We start from the raw sequence: 16,528 nt of genomic DNA on the forward strand, positions 1-16,528 counted from the left end.
CTTCTACAGAGCGGGCAAGGCTCGAAGCGAGGAGGACGTGAGCCGAACCCGCACAACATCGCCCGCCGCGACCGGTCCACCGGACCGAACCACGCCCAGCACCCCCGATTTGTATGGAGGGCCCGTTTCTCCCGACGAGAGCACCTGCCGTTTCAGGCCGGCCTGGAAGCGGTCGATGAGGACACAGGGCGTCCGGAGACCGGTCAGTTCGACGATGGCCGTAGGCCCCAGTTCGATGAGGGTGCCGAGGGGCATCCGCTCCAAATCGAGGCCGGCGGTGGTGATGTTCTCACCGAGGTCTCCTGCTGCGATTGAGAAGCCAGCTTTGCCGAGGTTCACGAACAGCTCGGATGGGATCAGGTGGACCTGCCGGAGATTGGGCAGGCGGGGCCTGCGGCGGGCCAGATAGCGATGCCGGACGAAAGGGCCGGCGTGGGCGTCGGCTTCGACGCCGTAGCCTGCCACCAAGACTATGCGCTCCTGGACTTGTTTGCTGAAGTGGTGTCCGCGGTCGGCGGCGACAGCCACTACCCTTCCCTCGAGCGAGAGATCGTGCCTCTGCGGCATCAGGCGGCCCGGGCGAGCGAGCGCCGCTTCTGGCGGAGGTAGCGCGTGATCTCCGGGAGCGTCATCGCATTCAGGACCCGCTCGGCGGGGACACCGCCCTTGCGGGCCATCAGGACGCCCCAGTGCATGTGATCGAGCTCGGGGATCGAGTGCGCGTCCGGATTGACGCTCAGCATGCAGCCGAAATCCAGCGCCGCCTGGTGCCAACGCCAGTCCAAATCTAGACGCCAAGGGTGGGCGTTGATCTCGACGATGACGTCGTGCTTGGCGCAGGCCCGCAGAACCTTTTCGACGTCGATTTGGTAGCCCGGTCGCCGCTGGAGCTGCCGTCCGGTCATGTGGCCGATGATTGTGGTATGGGGATGCGAGATGGCTCGAAGCAAGCGCTGCGTCTGCGCCTTGCGGTCGAGCTTGAACCGGCCGTGAATGCTGGCGACCACGAAGTCGAAGCGCTCCAGCACGTCGTCCGGATAGTCCAATGAACCGTCCGCCAGAATGTCGGATTCGATGCCCTTGAGGATTCGGAAATCCTTGCCGAAGCGCTTGTTCAGTCGGTCCGCTTCCCGGTGCTGTTCGCCGATCTCCTCGACCGACAGTCCGCCGGCGTAGTGCGCGGACTTGGAATGGTCGGCGACCCCGAAATACTCGAACCCGCGCTGGCGCGTGGCCTTGGCCATATTTTCCAAAGTCTCGGTCCCGTCCGAGGAGTCGGTGTGGCAATGAAGGATTCCGCGAAGGTCCTGATCGGTGACGAGCTTCGGCAGCTTGCCCTTAAGGGCAAGCTTGATCTCGCCGCGACCCTCCCGAAGCTCCGGCTCGATGAACGGCAGGCCGAGCGCGCGATAGATGTCGGTTTCTTCACTGGCGACCAGGGTGCGAGCCTTGCGCAAGCCGTCGGCATCCAAACGAAATCCCTTCTCCGCGGCCAGCGCCTGCAGTTGCTCGATGTGGCCGGTGGAGCCAGTGGCGAACAGAAGCGCGGCGCCGAAGTGTTTTCGATTGGACACGTGGACTTGTAGTCCGTCCGCCACCGGCGCTTTCGAGGTCTTCACCGCCTTTGGGGCTTCCGCAACGATTGCCAGGTCGCCGACGAGCTCGCAGCCTCGGCGGAAGTCGCCGGCGATCGTTACGCGCTTGAGTTCGGGGCTGGACTTGCAGATCGAGTCCTTGGCGTGCGCGAGCAGTCCGGCTGCGCGGTGTAGGTGAAGGCGGCCTTCGCCGCTCTTCGCGATCGCCAGATTCTGCAGGATCTTGGTCTGCAGCGCGGAGCCGAGTCCTTTTGCTTTCTTGACGCGGTCGTCCTTCGCGGCCGCCTCCAATTCGGCGAGGGAGGCGATGCCCAGATCTTTGTAGAGTCGCACCACCTTCTCCGGACGGAGACCGGGCACGGCGAGTATCTCAAGCACCCCGGCGGGTATCTCCTTCCGCAGCTTTTCGAGGCTCGGATGGCTGCCGGTCTTGTGGAGCTTGGTGACGATGTCGGCGATCGCGTCACCGACCCCGGGGATCTCCGTCAACCGGTCTTCGGCGATGAGCACGTCGAGAGGGACGGCAAGTGCCGCCAGGCTGTCGGCGGCTCTCGAATATGCCTTCGACCGATAGGGATTGCCACCTTGCAGGGCGGTGCGCTGCGCGTACTCTCGCAGGAGACATGCCACACCGCGAGCGTCAAGCGGAGACATTCAGCGAGCCTCACTGTCCGCGCTTTGCGGCGTCGCTGAAGCAAGGCGGCCGCTTGGCTTGTCACTTGGCCGCCCATCGAGAGAGCTCTCGAGCTTCTGAGCTGCGCGAAAGTCCTCGAGGTGCTGGACATTGGGGCCGTAGGCAGCCTCTTTCTTGAGGAGATTGTAAATCCGACCCGCCACCAGTTGCAGATGTTTCATCCTGCCCCGCGGCATCGATCTCGCCTTGCAAAGAGCTCGGACAGCGTAGGCCCGGAAATAGTCGAATGCGTCTGACATGATGTAAGTAAACGCCGGCTCTCGCCGGGAGTTCGATGGGCTCCGCGGATCACCCTTCGGCACCGTTCCAACCAGGTGCAACTTGACAGATTGCGAAAAAGCGCGGGCGTTGGAACTCTTGGTCGCCTTCGAAGTTGAGATTAGATCAAGGTAGGTAGACTGCCCGTTGTCGGTCCCAACCCAGCGGCGGTTTTTTGTGGCAAAGCGTGCAAAGGCTGCTCGGCCCGACGAGGCAGAAGCGCCTCAGATGCCGGGGTTCATCGCACCCCAGCTGGCGCCCCTGAAATGAAGGCGCCTTCGGGATCTCGATGGATTCGGAGGCCAAGTACGACGGTTATCGCGTCCAGCGCGGATCGGCGGTGATGATCCCCGGGCCTACACCCGCAACGGCTACAAGGATAGGGCTAGCAAGCAGGTAAAGAGATCGCATTGTGGTCCTTCATCGTAGGCGATTGTGGACTCGATCGTAGTTGATCATCTTCGGATGTGCTGCGAAGCTTGGCTCAGTCCGAAGCTTTTGCGAGCGCGGCCTGCGGCGTATTCCGGAAACTAATGGCAATGCGATTGTAGGCGTTCATCAGGCCGATTGCGATCGTGAGGTCGACGAGCTCGCGCTCTTCGAAAATTGCGCGCGCGGCCTGATACGCTTCATCCGGCACGTTGGTTTCTGCGACCTGTGTCACCGTCTCAGCCCAAGCCAGGGCGGCGCGTTCGCGCGTGTCAAAGAGATTGCCAGATTCCCGCCAAGCCTGCACCAGCGCGAGCCTCTCGATCTTCTCTCCTTTCTTGAGCAGATCGCGGGTGTGCATGTCGAGGCAGTAGGCGCAATTGTTGATCTGCGAGATCCGCAAATACACCAGCTCAACCAGCTCGGCAGGAACTCCGCTCTGCATGACGTAGCCGTACACGCCGCCAAGCGCCCTGACGCCTGCCGGCGCAATATGGTTGTAGTCGAGGCGCCTGGTCACCTTTTGCTCCTTGATGACGGATCCTGTTCAACGGACGTCGTCAGTTCCTTCTCGTCGGTATCGACGACGAACACGGCGAGCAGCTTGGCGGGCTTGCTCTTGCTCGCATTGCGGCTAACCGGATGACGCGAGCCCGGCGTCTCATAGAAGCTCTCGCCGGTGCGATAGACTCGCCTGGGTCCATCGTTCACGTGCGACTCGATTTTCCCTGACAGGACGTAGCCGAAGATGAAGGCGGATTTGGTGTGAACGTGCGATGGCGATGCCCCGCCCGGTGCATAGTCTACAACCAAGGCGATCAGGGACTTGCCCGGAATGTTGGGTATGGTCTGTTGAAAGTGCGGCGTGACCGTTTCACCGACGCCATGGGCCGCAACAGGCGTCGCCATGGTAATGGCGAGGGCAGCATACGCCGCGCTGATGATGGATTGCATTTTCATGACCGTGTTCTCACTTTCAGGAGGTGTTGGGTCCTCTGGCGCGCGGAAAGGCTGCTCACCGGCGAACTAGGGTCTTCAGCGAATCAACGAATACCCAGAACGAGGCGGCGAACAGGCCGACGTCCTTGAGGAGGAACTGGCCCGGCGCGACAGTGATTGCCGGCGGCCCGAGCTCAGGTACCACCACGCCTGGGGTCGAGATCATAAAGCTGACGGTCGTGGTAAAAAGCCCGGCCGAGAGAAGACCACCGGCTGCCGAGAAGATCGGGTTCGCCACTCTGAGGGCGATCAGCAGGCCGATGCTGATTTCGAGGAAACCAAGGAAGGTAGAGAAGCCGCGCACCGAGAACAGGGCGTAAAACCAGCTCAGCAGCGGGCTGTTCTCCACGAGTGGCACCAGACCTAGCGCCTCGTATTCGGTGAACTTCATGCCGCCGAACCAGGCGTAGATGATCGCAAGCGAAGCGTAGAGTGAGAACCGGCTGAGTGGTTCGGCGTAAACGAGCAATCGCTCCGCTTGCTCGCGCCAAATGGAAACAGTCGCCGTCGTTGAGGCCGGTACAGTGAAGAGTGACATGGTAACCTCCGTATTGTTGGAAACGCGTTACGCCGCAGCCGCAGCCCGGTATCGTGCCGGAACTGAGCTAAGGGAAAGGTTTGGTATGAGCTTCTGCCGCGCCGCTTCGTAGTCGGCCCAGTCCGATGCATCCGGAAGCGAGGGGATGGTGACGACTTCACCCTGATCGAAGCCGGCTAGCGCCGCGTCGACGAGGTCCTCCGACGTCATGACGGTGTTGGGCGGCAGATTGTCGACGTTTCCGCCGGCAGCGTCCCAGAAGTTGGTCGCGGTCGCGCCGGGCAGAACGGTCTGGATCCGCACGTTGTTGCCAGCCAGTTCCTTATGGAGCGACTGGCCGAAGGCGAGCACAAACGCTTTCGTTCCGCCATAGACACCGTTCAGGACTTCTGGCGCTATCGCGACCACTGAGGCAATGTTGATGATCGCGCCGCCTCCGCGAGCAACGAACGCGGGAGCCGCGGCATAGGTAAGCCGCATCAGCGCCCTCACGTTGAGATCGACCATCTCCTCCATGGCATCGACGTCGGACTGCAAGAGCGGCTCCAGTCCGCCAACACCTGCGTTGTTGACCAGCATGGTAATGTCGGGGTCGATGGCGATGATCGTCTCGATCCGCTTCAGATCCGCCTTGTTCTTCAGGTCCGCGGCAACGGTCTTGACGATACGGCCGGTGTTGCGGGCGATGCGCGTCGCCAGCTGGTCGAGCCGGACCTGGTTGCGTGCGACGAGGATGAGGTCGTGGCCCCGGCGGGCCAGCCGGTCGGCATAAACCGCACCGATCCCGGCAGAGGCACCTGTGATGACTGCGACACCTTTGAGAGAGACGGACATTGCACTTCTCCTTGATTGCGCCACTGGCGCGTTGCGATTGATACTTCTGGGCCAAGTCACCGAAATGCGGCGCGAACCTCCTCGATGGTCTGTTTGGGATTCTGGAGGTGAGGGTAGTGCCCGATGCCGGGAAGGATCGTCAGTTCGGCGCCAATTCTGCCGGCGAGTTCGATCCCCATCTCCTTCTTGATGTAGAGATCCTTCTCGCCCCACACGACCTTCACCGGGATTTCGAGTTGCTCCAGGTTCGATTCGAAGTGGTCCTGGTCCCGCGTGAAGTGCGCGTAATAGTGCGAGAAGGCATCCGCCGTGGTCATGGTGCCGTGACCCCAGGCCCGTGACATGTCGTCCTTGAACTCGCGCGGCACATCGAACTGCGCTTCCTTGGGCAGGCCTCTCCTGAACGCGTTCTCGAGGATGTCGTCGCGGTTCTTGTTCAGCTGGTCGCGAGCGAGGCCCATCGAAGGTCCAGCCTTCAGGCTTTGCAGGCTCTCGTACATGTACTGGGGCCTGTCGAAGGGGGCGAAATCGCCAACGATGATCGAGGTCGCGATGGCGGGCTTCTCCTGGGCCAGGAGAAGCGCCGGCAGGGCTCCAATGTCCGTCGCGTAGATCGTAAGCTTGGATGTGTCGATGCCCGATTTGCGTATGTAGCCGTTCAAGACGCGTGCGTAGTCCCTCGGGGCGTACGAAAACTTGTCGGCGTTCGGCCTCGAGGAAAACCCGAATCCTGGCCAGTCGAAAGCGTGAACTTCGTAGTCGGCGGCGAGGGTGAGAGAGATGTCTTTCCAGGCATACAGGGTTTCCGGAAATCCATGCAGGAAGAGAACGGTCCCCCTCGGGTTCGCGTTGTGGACCACCATTCTCCGGAGCGTGATGTCCGCATCGATCTCGATGAAGCCGATATCGACCTTCTGTTCCTGTCCGGAAAGAGTTTGGGCGCGTGCCGGCGCACCGAAAGAGCCGGATAATGGAGCGCCGAGCGCTGTAGCCGTCGCGACGGCAATCGCGACGCCCCGGTGGCATCGGCGGCGAAGGTCGAAGCTCTCCGATAAATTGATCATCTCAGTCTCCCGAACTCAAATTTCACGTGCGTCGCAGTAGCCACTTGCCTGAACTGTTCACTCGCTCAGCATCAGAAGCGGCTTGCCTTTCTCGACGATGTAGGTGGCTAGCTCGGCGGCCTTGACAGAGCCGATGTTCTTCACCGCATGCGGCGTTCCGTTCGGAATGAAGAGCACTTCGCCCGCCTTGACGGTCAGAGGCGGCCTGCCGTCGAGCTGATACTCCAAGGCGCCTTCGGTGACGTAGACGAGTTCTTCGCCGGGATGCGCGTGCCTGACCGCGCTCACGCCCGGGCCGAATTCAACGAGCACCTGGATGACCTCGCGCCCGGCTGCACTGAGATCGTTGCGGAGCAGGTTGGTGCGCTTGATATCACCCAGACGGACTTCGTGGGCCCGCGCCTCGGGCGATGTCGAACCGTTGGCAATGAGCAGCGCCGCAGCCGCGACGATGATGCGAAGTGTTTTCATAGAGATTCCTTCAGGGTTGATTTGTTGCAGAGAGTTGCGATCTGGCGCAGGTCAGTGTTGACGGAGACGCCGAAACGCTACGGCAACTTCCCGGGAGAAAAGTTCGGGCTGCTCCCACGCAGCGAAGTGTCCGCCCTTTTCGGTCTCATCGAAGTAGATGAGATTGCGATAAGCGCGGCGGGCCCAGCTTTCCGGAGCGCGGTACACTTCGTCTGGGAAGACGGAGATCGCGACAGGAAGCGAGATTTCGGCTGTCTTCTGCGCCGCGGAGAGAATGACGCTCTGACCCGCGGTCTCCCAGTAGATGCGTGCGGACGAAACAGCCGTGTTCGTAAGCCAGTACAGCGTGACGTCGTCCAGCATCTCGTCGCGCGTGAGCAGGCGAAGCGGTTCCGCGTTATTGTAATCGAACATCCAGGCCGCCAGCCCGGCGGGAGAGTCGGTCAGCGCGTAGCCGATTGTCTGCGGCCGCGTTCCCATCATTGCGGCGTAGGCCCGATACTTCTTGTAGAAGGTGGAGAGCGCGTCGAACGCGGCACGTTCCTTCGACGAGAGATCTTGCGGAGCAGGTGCGCCAGTGGCGAGCAGCGCCGCGACCTCGGACGGGACAGCCGCCGGCAGGTTGATGTGAATGCCTAGCAGTCCTGGAGCAGCCTGCCGCGCCATTGCGCTCGAGATCGGCGCCCCCCAGTCGCCGCCCTGGGCGACGTAGCGGCCGTAACCGAGGCGATTCATCAGTTCCGCCCAGGCTCGTGCAATGCGCTCCGGTCCCCATCCGGTGCCTTTGGGCTTGCCGGAAAAGCCGAAGCCGGGGATCGAAGGCAACACCAGGTGGAACGCGTCTTCCGCGCTCCGGCCGTGGCTCGTCGGATCGCTCAGAGGCCCAACCGTCTTGAGCAGTTCGAACACCGAGCCCGGCCAGCCGTGCGTCATGATGAGAGGAAGTGCATTCGCATGACGTGAGCGGACGTGGATGAAGTGAATGTCGACACCGTCGATCGTCGTTGCGAACTGCGGCAGCGCATTGAGCCTGGCTTCGGCTTTGCGCCAGTCGTATCCGGTGGACCAGTACCTCATGAGCTCGCTGAACGGAGCGAGCTGCAGGCCTTGCGACCCGTCATCAACTGTCTCGCGGTCGGGAAAGCGTGTCGCCGCGACGCGCCGGCGAAGGTCAACCAGTGCCTCTTCGGGAATGCTGACGCGAAACGGACGGACTAATTCGTTCGACTGAGCCAGCGCGCGGTGAAGAGGGAACAGTCCAGCCGTGCCGGCAATCGTGATGCCCATCGCAGCGCTTCTCAGCAGTGCGCGCCGATCCTGATCGATGACTTCGGAAACCTGCAGCCTGTGCATCTTGCTCTCCCTTTCCAGAGCGGGTCGACAATCTGGCTCGCGCACCGCTTGGTGGCTTGAATGTCGCTGGAGAACGGGAGAATTGCTCGTTAGGTGTTGTTAAGCGCTGTTACCGGTTGGGGAGGCTGCAGAAATCGGCCTTCCGGCAATGGATTCACGATCAGGCCAGCGAAACTTGAGTAAGGTGGATTGTGACAATTTGCCCGGACCAGCGCTTTTCGAAGCGCCTTATTCGCCTACTACAGTCTTTACACGTCGCAAGAAGTGCGGCTAAGTCTTTGAACGCAAAGCTCTTCCTACAACGATGTTGCTGAAGCAAGGTTCTGCTGTTCTTCTCGAAAAAAATTGAAACTGGATGGCGGCGGGCGCGGTACAGTCATTCTCGCCGGCCAGCCATCGACAAGGTGAGCGCATGTGACCGGGCTCGAAACAACAAGCGGTTCTAGCGCGAGTCCCATGAGGGCACCGCAGCAGGCAGACACAGCCTCTTTCGGACCGTTCTCCCTTCACGACAAGACGCGGCTGCTTGAAAGGGATGGGCAGCCAGTCAAGCTGGGCAGTCGGGCGCTGGATATCCTGCGGCTGTTGGTCAGCCGCGCTGGCGACGTCGTATCGAAGAACGAGCTGTTGGCCCACGCGTGGCCGGGCCTTGCCGTCGAAGAGATCAGTTTGCGAGTGCATATCGCCGAGCTTCGCAAGGCGCTCGGCGACGGCAAGGAGGGGGCGCGCTATATCACGAATATACCGAGCCGTGGCTACTGCTTCGTCGCACCGGTGCAGCGCATCGGAGACGCGCCCCCGGCGGTTTCGCTTGCTGAGCAGGCGCTGAGCGTCCCGGAGACGACGCTTGCGCCAATCCTGCCTCACCGCCTAGAGCGGATGGTCGGACGGGACGATGTTGTGCAGGAAGTGGCGGAGCGTTTGCTGACCGAACGCTTCATCACGCTCAGAGGCCCTGGTGGAATCGGAAAGACCACCGTTGCGATCGCGCTGGCCCACGAGCTCTCGGCACAATTCGACGGCCAGGTTCGTTTTCTCGACTTCAGCATGGTGAAGGATGCCGCGCTTGTCGCCGGCACGATCGCATGGGCTCTTGGGCTCGTCGTGCAGCATTCGGATCCGACGGAGAGCATCGTCGGCTACTTGCGCAACCGCCGCCTGCTGCTGGTGCTCGACAGTTGCGAGCATGTCGTCGAGGCCATCGCGGGGGTGGCAGAGCGTATCCACCAGCAGGCGCCCGGCGTCAGCATCCTCGTCACCAGCCGCGAGTCCCTGCTGGTGGAAGGCGAGCAGATTCTCGAGCTCGGTCCGCTCGAGGGGCCCCCGCAGGGGGCGGGGCTGAGTGCAAGCCAGATGCTGGCCTATCCGGCTGCGCGCCTGTTCACGGAACGGGCCGCCGCGGCAGGCCATCGCGCGGAGATTTCCGACGAGGACGCCGAGGTTCTTGCAGAGATATGCAGCAAGCTCGACGGTATAGCGCTGGCGATTGAACTCGCCGCCGTGCGGGTCGGCACCCATGGATTGCGGGAAATGGCAACGCTGCTCGACGGCAGGCTGAAGCTGGAGTGGCGCGGGCGGCGGACGGCGCCTCCGCGCCATCAAACACTCGGTGCCACGCTCGACTGGAGCTATGGTCTCATCAGCGAGAGCGAGCGGATTGTCCTGCGTCGTCTTGCAATATTCGCTGCTCCCTTCACACTGCAGGGCGCGACCATGGTCGCGGGCGAGGCGGGCGATCCGGGCGAAAGCATTGTGGAGGCGTTGGAGCAGCTCGTTGCCAAGTCGCTGATTACAGTGCGTCCCGACGGCGCCGTGACGCGCTATCGGCTTCTTGACACTACCAGGGCTTATGCGACTCAGAAGCTCGCCGACAGCGGTGAAGCCACGAGTATCGCCAGCCGGCATGCCCGCTACGTCCAGCACGCGCTGGAAACGACGGCGGCAGATGCAGGCGCTGGCGACCAGGCATCGCGTTCGCGCGCTCGGACGCTGCTGTTTTCCGACGCGCGTGCGGCGCTGAAGTGGGCGTTCGCCAACGATGAGGGCGCTAGACTACGCGTGCCCCTAGCCGGTGCCTGCGCCAGGCTGTTCCTTGAGCTCAACCTGCTTGACGAAGGGCGCCTATGGTCGAGCCGCGCGCTCACGATGCTCGACAGTTCGACCCGCGGCAGCGCATGGGAACTGGAGCTGCAGGCAACGCTCGGGCATGCCTTCATGTTCACCGAGCGCAACAGCGATCAGGCTGAAACGGCACTGCGGCGTGGTCTTGAGATCGCTGAAGCACTCGGCGACGGCGCGAGCAAATTCAAGCTCCTGGCGCGGCTGAATATGTTCTATCGCAGGACAGGCGATTACAGGCTCTTGTTGCCCCTTGCCCTCGAAGCCGAACGGACGGCACAGGCCATTGGAGATCCAGCAGGAATTGCCGCCGGCAAGGCCTTAGTCGGCGTTTCCTATCACCTCATAGGAAACCAGCGTGCAGCGCAGTTGCATCTTGAGGAGGGAGTTGCGGGCAGCGAAGCTCTGCGGCAAATGCAGCCGGGTCATTTTGCTTATTCGCGGACGCCGCAGATTCCACTCGCTCGCGTGCTTTGGTTGCGAGGCTTCCCCGATCGGGCGGTCGAGTGGGCCCGGCCCTTGACGGGGTCAGCCGCGCCGCGGGACGCTGTCATGTACTGCATTTCCCTTTGTTGGTCAGCCTCACTCTATGGATGGATCGGCGACTGGTCTTCGGTTGAACAAATGAGCGTTCGCCTTTCGGCTCATGCCGCCAGCCACGCGCTGGCACCTTATCAGGCGGTGGCGGCCGGCTTTCGCGCGCAGACGATGATCGCGCGCGGTGAACTCAAGGAAGGAATCGAACTGCTGCGCGCGGTGCTGCCACGACTACATGCCGATCGCTACGAGCTGTATGCCTCCGCTTTCATTTCCGAGCTTTCGCAGTGCTTGGCCGAATTGGGTCAAGCGGCGGAGGGGCTGCGCGTCCTGCAAGAGGCGATCGCCCGCACCGAGCCGGCCGGCGAAGCTTTCGACGCGCCGGAGCTTCTGCGCCTGCGCGGTGAACTGGAGGCGCGCGACGGTGACGCGAAGGCGGCAGAAGCAAGCTTTATGGCGTCGATCGCGCTGGCCGAGGAGCAGGGCGCGCTATCGTGGCGGCTGCGAACGGAGACATCGCTGGCCCGCCTTCGACGCAAGCAACGCAGGGCGAAGCCGCTGGACGGATTGGCCGAGACCTACGCCCGCTTCACGGAAGGGTTCGAGACGGCCGATCTGAAGGCTGCACGCGAACTGCTGGATGAGGCCACGAAGTAGCCGCTGCGTCAGCCGAAGCGGAAGTCGGAGAGATCGATCGACACCATCAGAGTATCGAGCATCGGCTTCAGGTCGTCAGCGCGCAGATAAGCTCTGCGTCGGGTCGGAATCCAGATGCCGTCCACGTTCACGTGGCCCGATGTGTACTGCGCTGCCGGGAAGCTGCCGGCGACATCCACGTGGTAGTCGTGCCGGCGGATGAGCATGTCCTTGCCGAAATAGAAGTCTTGCTGACAGCTGTGGCTGGCGATCGCCGCGGGAAAAGTGGCCCTCAAACCGCGCCAAGTCTCCGCTCCCTCTCGCCATGGCTCGATTTCGTCGACATTGAACCCATCCGTGGCGAGTAGGAAGGGTGTGGTGAGGTAAGTCCAGAGCGCATATCCGTTGAAATATGCGCGGTGCAGCGGATCCCAGCTTGTCCGGAGGTCGTGCCGCGCAAAAGAAGCACGGGGATTGGATCGCTCGGCGACCACGCTGCCATTGGCTGCAAGAATGGCAATGCGATCGGATGTGAAGTCGGTATGCCGGTCTTTTCCGAACGGCGCGACGGAGGCCCATTGCCGATGGAGCTCGACCTGCATCGTCCGCGCGACCGGATCCTGTGGGACGCCCTTGATGGCCCACAGGTCGCCGCCGCTGACGATGGTCGCGGTGAGCGTGTCGTGAGATTTCCAGCGGTCCAGCCCTCCATGGGCCTCGATGGCGTCGGCGAGCAGCGGAATCATGTCGGGTCCTTTCGTTGCGTCCTGGTGCCCACAGACCATTGCGCAAAAGCCTCTAGATAGCCCGTTAGGTGTTGTTAAACGGCGTTGGAGGGTGGAAGAGGCAACAAAGCCTTGTGTCTCAATGTCTTGGCTGGGTGCGCATACGCGAGGTTTCGGACCGCCAGGACGAACCATCAGGCTGCATGGCCGGCGCGCAATTTCCATTGCCGCGAAGCCGCGCTGACAACGTCTAACAACGCTTAACGAGCCAACGTGCCTGACCCGGTGCATACCGCTTCCCACGAGGCCGACGTCCTACGAATGACGACGCCTCAAGACGGGAGCACGACCATGCACAAGGACGTCAACCAGACTCGCCGTGGGTTCATCGGCGCCGCTGCTGCGCTCGCGACCGGCATTGGCTTGACCCGTCCCGCAGCGGCGCACCTGAGCCAGGTCGCCGAAGCTGCAGATGGAACGACACGGACGCCGGCGATCAGTGCGTCCCTGGGGAATCTGAAGCAGATCAACGCCGGCGTTCTGAACGTAGGATATACCGACAACGGTCCCGAGAGAGGGCCAGCCATCCTCCTGCTGCACGGCTGGCCTTACGACATCGACAGCTTTGTGGAAGTCGTGCCGCTCCTGACCGCGCAGGGGTACCGCGTCATTGTGCCGTATCTGCGCGGCTATGGAACGACCCGCTTTCTTTCTGATGCAAGCGCCCGCAACGCCCAGCCTTCGGCGTTGGCAGCGGACACGATCGCTCTGATGGATGCGCTCAAGATCGAGAGGGCAGTCGTCGGTGGCTTCGACTGGGGTGCGCGCACCGCCAACATCATGGCTGCGCTCTGGCCGGAGCGCGTTAGCGCGATGGTCTCCGTCAGCGGCTATCTGATCGGCAACCAGCAGGCCGGCAAACTGCCGCTGCCGCCGAAAGCCGAGCTGGAATGGTGGTATCAGTTCTACTTCGCCACCGAGCGCGGCCGCATTGGCTACGAAAAGCATCACCGCGAGTTCGCGAAGCTGATCTGGAAGCTTGCATCGCCGAAATGGGATTTCGACGATGCCACCTTCGAGCGCAGCGCGAAGGCCTTCGACAATCCCGATCACGTCGCGATCGTGATCCACAATTATCGCTGGCGGCTTGGATTGGCTGACGGCGAGGAGGCCTACGACGAGCTCGAGGCGCAATTGGCTCTGGCTCCGACCATTGGTGTGCCGACCATCACCATGGAAAGCGACGGCAACGGCGCGCCTCATCCCGATCCGGCCGCCTACGCCAAGAAGTTCACCGGCAAGTACGAGCACCGTCACATCACCGGCGGCATCGGCCACAATCTTCCACAGGAAGCGCCGAGCGCGTTCGCACAGGCCATTCTCGACGTCGCCGCGCGGGTGTGATCGCGGCGTCGGTTATTCACCAGGCACACAACAGGAGAGAACCATGACAGTAGCCGTGAAACCTACCAAGGTCCGTTCGACAGACATGAAGTTCGAGCTCGCCGTTATCCCCGTCGCGGATGTTGCGCGCGCCAGGGAGTTCTACGCGAATCTTGGTTGGCGTCTCGACGCCGAGTTCACCAGCGGCAGCGACTTCCATATTGTGCAGTTCACACCGCCGGGCTCCGGCGCCTCGGTTATCTTCGGCAAGAACGTTACGCCGGCCAAGCCAGGCTCCGCCCAGGGGCTGTACCTGATCGTGTCCGACATCGAGGCTGCGCGGAAGGAGCTGCTTGCGCGTGGCGTCAAGGTCAGCGAGGTGTTCCACGGCAGCGATGACACCCACACCGGCACCGACGAGCCCTACCTGTTCGGAAGCGTCCGGGTCAGTGGCGTGGATCCGGAGCGCCGTACCTACCGATCGTTCGCGTCGTTCAGCGATCCGGACGGCAATGGCTGGGTGCTGCAGGAAGTCACCAATCGTCTTCCCGGCCGGATCGAGGGTGACACGACCTTCGCTTCGGTATCTGACCTCGCGGCGACGCTTCGCCGGGCGGCAGCAGCCCACGGCCAGCATGAGCAGCTGACCGGCGAGCACGACGTGAACTGGCCGGACTGGTACGCGGAGTACATCGTCAACGAGCAGGCGGGCAAGCCGCTGCCGAAGTAGCCATCATCAGGTGCGGTTCGCTGGCTAACGGCGGACCGCACCTTCAGAAACCAGAAGCGGAGTAATGCCCATGAGCAACCGAATCCTCGTCTTCTACGGCTCCTATCGTTCCGATCGGGTGGGTATCCGGCTTGCCGAATACGTTGTCGACCAGTTGCGCCGCCGAGGCAACGACGCCGAGCTTGTCGACGCCAAGGCGATCGACCTTCCGATTCTCGACCGCATGTACAAGGAATACCCGAAGGGCCAGGCGCCTGTGGCGCTCGAGCAGCTCGCACAGAAGATCAAGGCGGCCGACGGCTTCATCTTCGTCACCGGCGAATACAACTGGGGCGTTCAGCCTGGGCTGAAGAACCTCACCGACCACTTCCTGGAGGAGTGGTTCTGGCGACCCGCGGCGATCGTCAGCTATTCAGCCGGGCGTCTGGGAGGAGCGCGCGCCGCTACCGCCTGGCACGGCACGCTGTCCGAAATGGGCATGGTGGTGACTTCGAGCACGATCGCCGTTGGGACGATCGGCCAGACTTTCTCGGCGGACGGTCAGCCGATCGGGGAGGGCGGCAAGGCTATCGAGCAGTCCTTCCCGCGCTTTGCCGACGACCTGATGTGGTGGGTCGAGGCCGGTAAGGCACAGCGGCAGCGAAAGGCGCCGCCGTATTGATGCTATGAGACGAACGGCATTGCTCTTGGCGCGCCACGACTTCGAGCGGGGCGACGGGCGGCTTGCGATTATGGGCCATCATCGGAGCACCCGGTCGGTCCCCGCCGAGAAAGGCCGGTGAGCAACCGCGGCAACGATGTTCGTTGCGCTCGACGATCGCCTCGGTAATCTCCACGGATTGCGCGAATTAATTCGAGCACCTTGGGGATTGCCGATGATCAACGATACCGCCGTGTTCGACGCTACAGGGCGAATGGGGACCCGCGCGGCTATGTCAAGGTGAAAAATCGGCGCGCCCTTGAAGGCTTGCTCGCACATCGCCGCGGGATGCTGGCGCGCCTGCAAGCTGTGGTCGGCATTGATGCTTCCAAGTCAGTTCAAGGTGTCGAAGACGAAATTGGAATCATTGAGGCTGGTCTCGAGGAGCTGAAACCGCCGCCCGGCTCGCTGCCGGAAAACGAGTGGACCGGAAGCCACTGAGTGAGCTTCGCTGTTTTTTCATGCGGCTCGCGAGCCTGTTGTGATCGGCACATAGGCCCAGCCGGTCAGCCCCGCGCTGAGATCTTTGTCAGGGGACGGCGGACAAGCCATTGGACGGTCCGATGCCCAGGATGCTGAGCGATAGAAGGTGTCTCAGGGCGATCGGGTCAGTTAGGAACGTGGGCTCGGCTTCCACATTGCTTATGAGGTGCAATCGGGAGTCTTAACATGGCAGTGCAAATCGTGATGGATCACACCGGCGACAGCCGGCACTTCTTCGACAACTCCAATGCAGAAGCCCTGGCAGAGGCGGAGAGGCTTTTTCTACAATTTACCAGGAAAGGATATACCGCGGCGGTGCGGAAGGGGCCCGGTGAGGTAACAAGGATCACCAGGTTCGATCCGGTCGCCGAGGAGACATTGCTTTTCCCGCGGCTCGTGGGCGGGTAAGCACCAGTGAGCAGAAGGTCCGGTCGCGTCGGCTCGTGGACCCTTCGTGGCCTGGCTGTTGCTGGGCTTTATAAAGCAGCAAAGGAGGAGAAAACGGTTCAGGCTCGAGCGCTGCGACTGCTGCGTTCTTGGCTATCGCCCCAGCAAAGGGTTGAGTTCGAGAGGAAGGGGTACTTCGACGTCGTGGGGTGCGATACCGGAAAGCGGTACCGCATCCGACGGGGAACATCCGGCAACGTAAACGAGATCGACGAATACGGGCGGCTCGGCATGGGGTTGTGCTTTGTCCCGCTGGGCGGATTGGCCCAGGGCGATGTCATGCTCGCCCAGAAAATAGCTCTCGAAACGGATGAGGCGCGGGCCCTGAGCATCGCGAATAGCTTCCCGGGGCCGATTCGGTGGCGCCGACCGGGAAGTCGTCCGTTAGAGGGGAGAACCATGCTGGAACGTCTTCACTCCCGCTAGAAGCAGACCGGCATGGCCGACCGGCCGCCGAGCGAAGGAGCGGTGGCCAGTAAGAGGTCACGAGCTGACCTTGGTCGCGCAGCAACAAGGAAGTCGCCACTTAGAGCC

The 16,528-nt window shown here is 62.3% G+C and carries 17 protein-coding genes; 7 read left to right on the forward strand and 10 right to left on the reverse strand.

Going from position 1 to position 16,528, the window contains the following annotated elements; all coding sequences use genetic code 11:
• Nucleotides 1-3: 3 nt before the first annotated feature.
• The 9 genes from HZZ16_RS27125 to HZZ16_RS27165 form a co-directional block, all read right to left on the reverse strand.
• Complete coding sequence (locus HZZ16_RS27125; RefSeq protein ID WP_376707601.1) at nucleotides 4-528, reverse strand: MOSC domain-containing protein; 525 nt, start codon at nucleotides 526-528, stop codon at nucleotides 4-6.
• Between the two features lie 38 nt (nucleotides 529-566).
• The gene (locus HZZ16_RS27130; protein ID WP_197952889.1) at nucleotides 567-2,249 is read right to left on the reverse strand and encodes a DNA polymerase/3'-5' exonuclease PolX; all 1,683 of its coding nucleotides are present in this window, start codon (nucleotides 2,247-2,249) and stop codon (nucleotides 567-569) included.
• Between the two features lie 782 nt (nucleotides 2,250-3,031).
• A complete protein-coding gene (locus tag HZZ16_RS27135; protein WP_197952890.1) occupies nucleotides 3,032-3,496 on the reverse strand; it encodes a carboxymuconolactone decarboxylase family protein in 465 nt (154 codons plus the stop codon).
• Nucleotides 3,493-3,936, reverse strand: a complete 444-nt coding sequence (locus HZZ16_RS27140; protein WP_197952891.1) for a cupin domain-containing protein — start codon at nucleotides 3,934-3,936, stop codon at nucleotides 3,493-3,495. Before HZZ16_RS27140 ends, HZZ16_RS27135 begins: the two co-directional genes overlap by 4 nt.
• 55 nt (nucleotides 3,937-3,991) lie before the next feature.
• A complete protein-coding gene (locus HZZ16_RS27145; RefSeq protein WP_197952892.1) occupies nucleotides 3,992-4,513 on the reverse strand; it encodes a YkgB family protein in 522 nt (173 codons plus the stop codon).
• A gap of 27 nt (nucleotides 4,514-4,540) precedes the next feature.
• Complete coding sequence (locus HZZ16_RS27150; protein ID WP_197952893.1) at nucleotides 4,541-5,347, reverse strand: SDR family NAD(P)-dependent oxidoreductase; 807 nt, start codon at nucleotides 5,345-5,347, stop codon at nucleotides 4,541-4,543.
• A gap of 56 nt (nucleotides 5,348-5,403) precedes the next feature.
• Nucleotides 5,404-6,411, reverse strand: coding sequence for an alpha/beta fold hydrolase (locus tag HZZ16_RS27155; protein WP_197952894.1), 1,008 nt, complete (start codon nucleotides 6,409-6,411; stop codon nucleotides 5,404-5,406).
• A 57-nt stretch (nucleotides 6,412-6,468) separates the two neighbouring features.
• Entirely contained in the window at nucleotides 6,469-6,882 is a 414-nt protein-coding gene (locus HZZ16_RS27160) for a cupin domain-containing protein (protein WP_197952895.1), read from the reverse strand.
• Between the two features lie 51 nt (nucleotides 6,883-6,933).
• On the reverse strand, nucleotides 6,934-8,235 hold the full coding sequence (locus HZZ16_RS27165) for an epoxide hydrolase family protein (RefSeq protein WP_197952896.1): 1,302 nt from the start codon (nucleotides 8,233-8,235) through the stop codon (nucleotides 6,934-6,936).
• A 456-nt stretch (nucleotides 8,236-8,691) separates the two neighbouring features.
• Between HZZ16_RS27165 and HZZ16_RS27170 the strand changes: the two genes are divergently transcribed.
• Nucleotides 8,692-11,547 carry an ATP-binding protein gene (locus HZZ16_RS27170; RefSeq protein ID WP_197952897.1) on the forward strand — a complete coding sequence of 952 codons (2,856 nt, stop codon included), beginning with the start codon at nucleotides 8,692-8,694 and terminating at the stop codon, nucleotides 11,545-11,547.
• Nucleotides 11,548-11,555: 8 nt separating this feature from the next.
• On the opposite strand, the gene HZZ16_RS27175 is transcribed toward HZZ16_RS27170, so the two are convergent.
• Entirely contained in the window at nucleotides 11,556-12,272 is a 717-nt protein-coding gene (locus HZZ16_RS27175; protein ID WP_197952898.1) for a hypothetical protein, read from the reverse strand.
• A 330-nt stretch (nucleotides 12,273-12,602) separates the two neighbouring features.
• Between HZZ16_RS27175 and HZZ16_RS27180 the strand changes: the two genes are divergently transcribed.
• The 6 genes from HZZ16_RS27180 to HZZ16_RS37560 all read left to right on the forward strand — a co-directional run bounded on the left by HZZ16_RS27180 (nucleotide 12,603) and on the right by HZZ16_RS37560 (nucleotide 16,420).
• Complete coding sequence (locus tag HZZ16_RS27180) at nucleotides 12,603-13,655, forward strand: alpha/beta fold hydrolase (RefSeq protein WP_197952899.1); 1,053 nt, start codon at nucleotides 12,603-12,605, stop codon at nucleotides 13,653-13,655.
• Nucleotides 13,656-13,698: 43 nt separating this feature from the next.
• Nucleotides 13,699-14,364, forward strand: a complete 666-nt coding sequence (locus HZZ16_RS27185; protein ID WP_197952900.1) for a VOC family protein — start codon at nucleotides 13,699-13,701, stop codon at nucleotides 14,362-14,364.
• Nucleotides 14,365-14,434: 70 nt separating this feature from the next.
• Complete coding sequence (locus HZZ16_RS27190) at nucleotides 14,435-15,025, forward strand: NADPH-dependent FMN reductase (protein ID WP_197952901.1); 591 nt, start codon at nucleotides 14,435-14,437, stop codon at nucleotides 15,023-15,025.
• Nucleotides 15,026-15,226: 201 nt separating this feature from the next.
• Nucleotides 15,227-15,505 (forward strand): hypothetical protein, encoded by a 279-nt coding sequence (locus HZZ16_RS27195; RefSeq protein ID WP_210342642.1) that lies wholly within the window; start codon nucleotides 15,227-15,229, stop codon nucleotides 15,503-15,505.
• A gap of 228 nt (nucleotides 15,506-15,733) precedes the next feature.
• A complete protein-coding gene (locus HZZ16_RS27200; RefSeq protein ID WP_197952902.1) occupies nucleotides 15,734-15,955 on the forward strand; it encodes a hypothetical protein in 222 nt (73 codons plus the stop codon).
• A 6-nt stretch (nucleotides 15,956-15,961) separates the two neighbouring features.
• Complete coding sequence (locus HZZ16_RS37560; protein WP_376707602.1) at nucleotides 15,962-16,420, forward strand: hypothetical protein; 459 nt, start codon at nucleotides 15,962-15,964, stop codon at nucleotides 16,418-16,420.
• The last annotated feature ends 108 nt before the right edge of the window (nucleotides 16,421-16,528 follow it).

It is taken from the genome of Bradyrhizobium glycinis, from assembly GCF_016031655.1.
GTDB lineage: Bacteria > Pseudomonadota > Alphaproteobacteria > Rhizobiales > Xanthobacteraceae > Bradyrhizobium > Bradyrhizobium glycinis.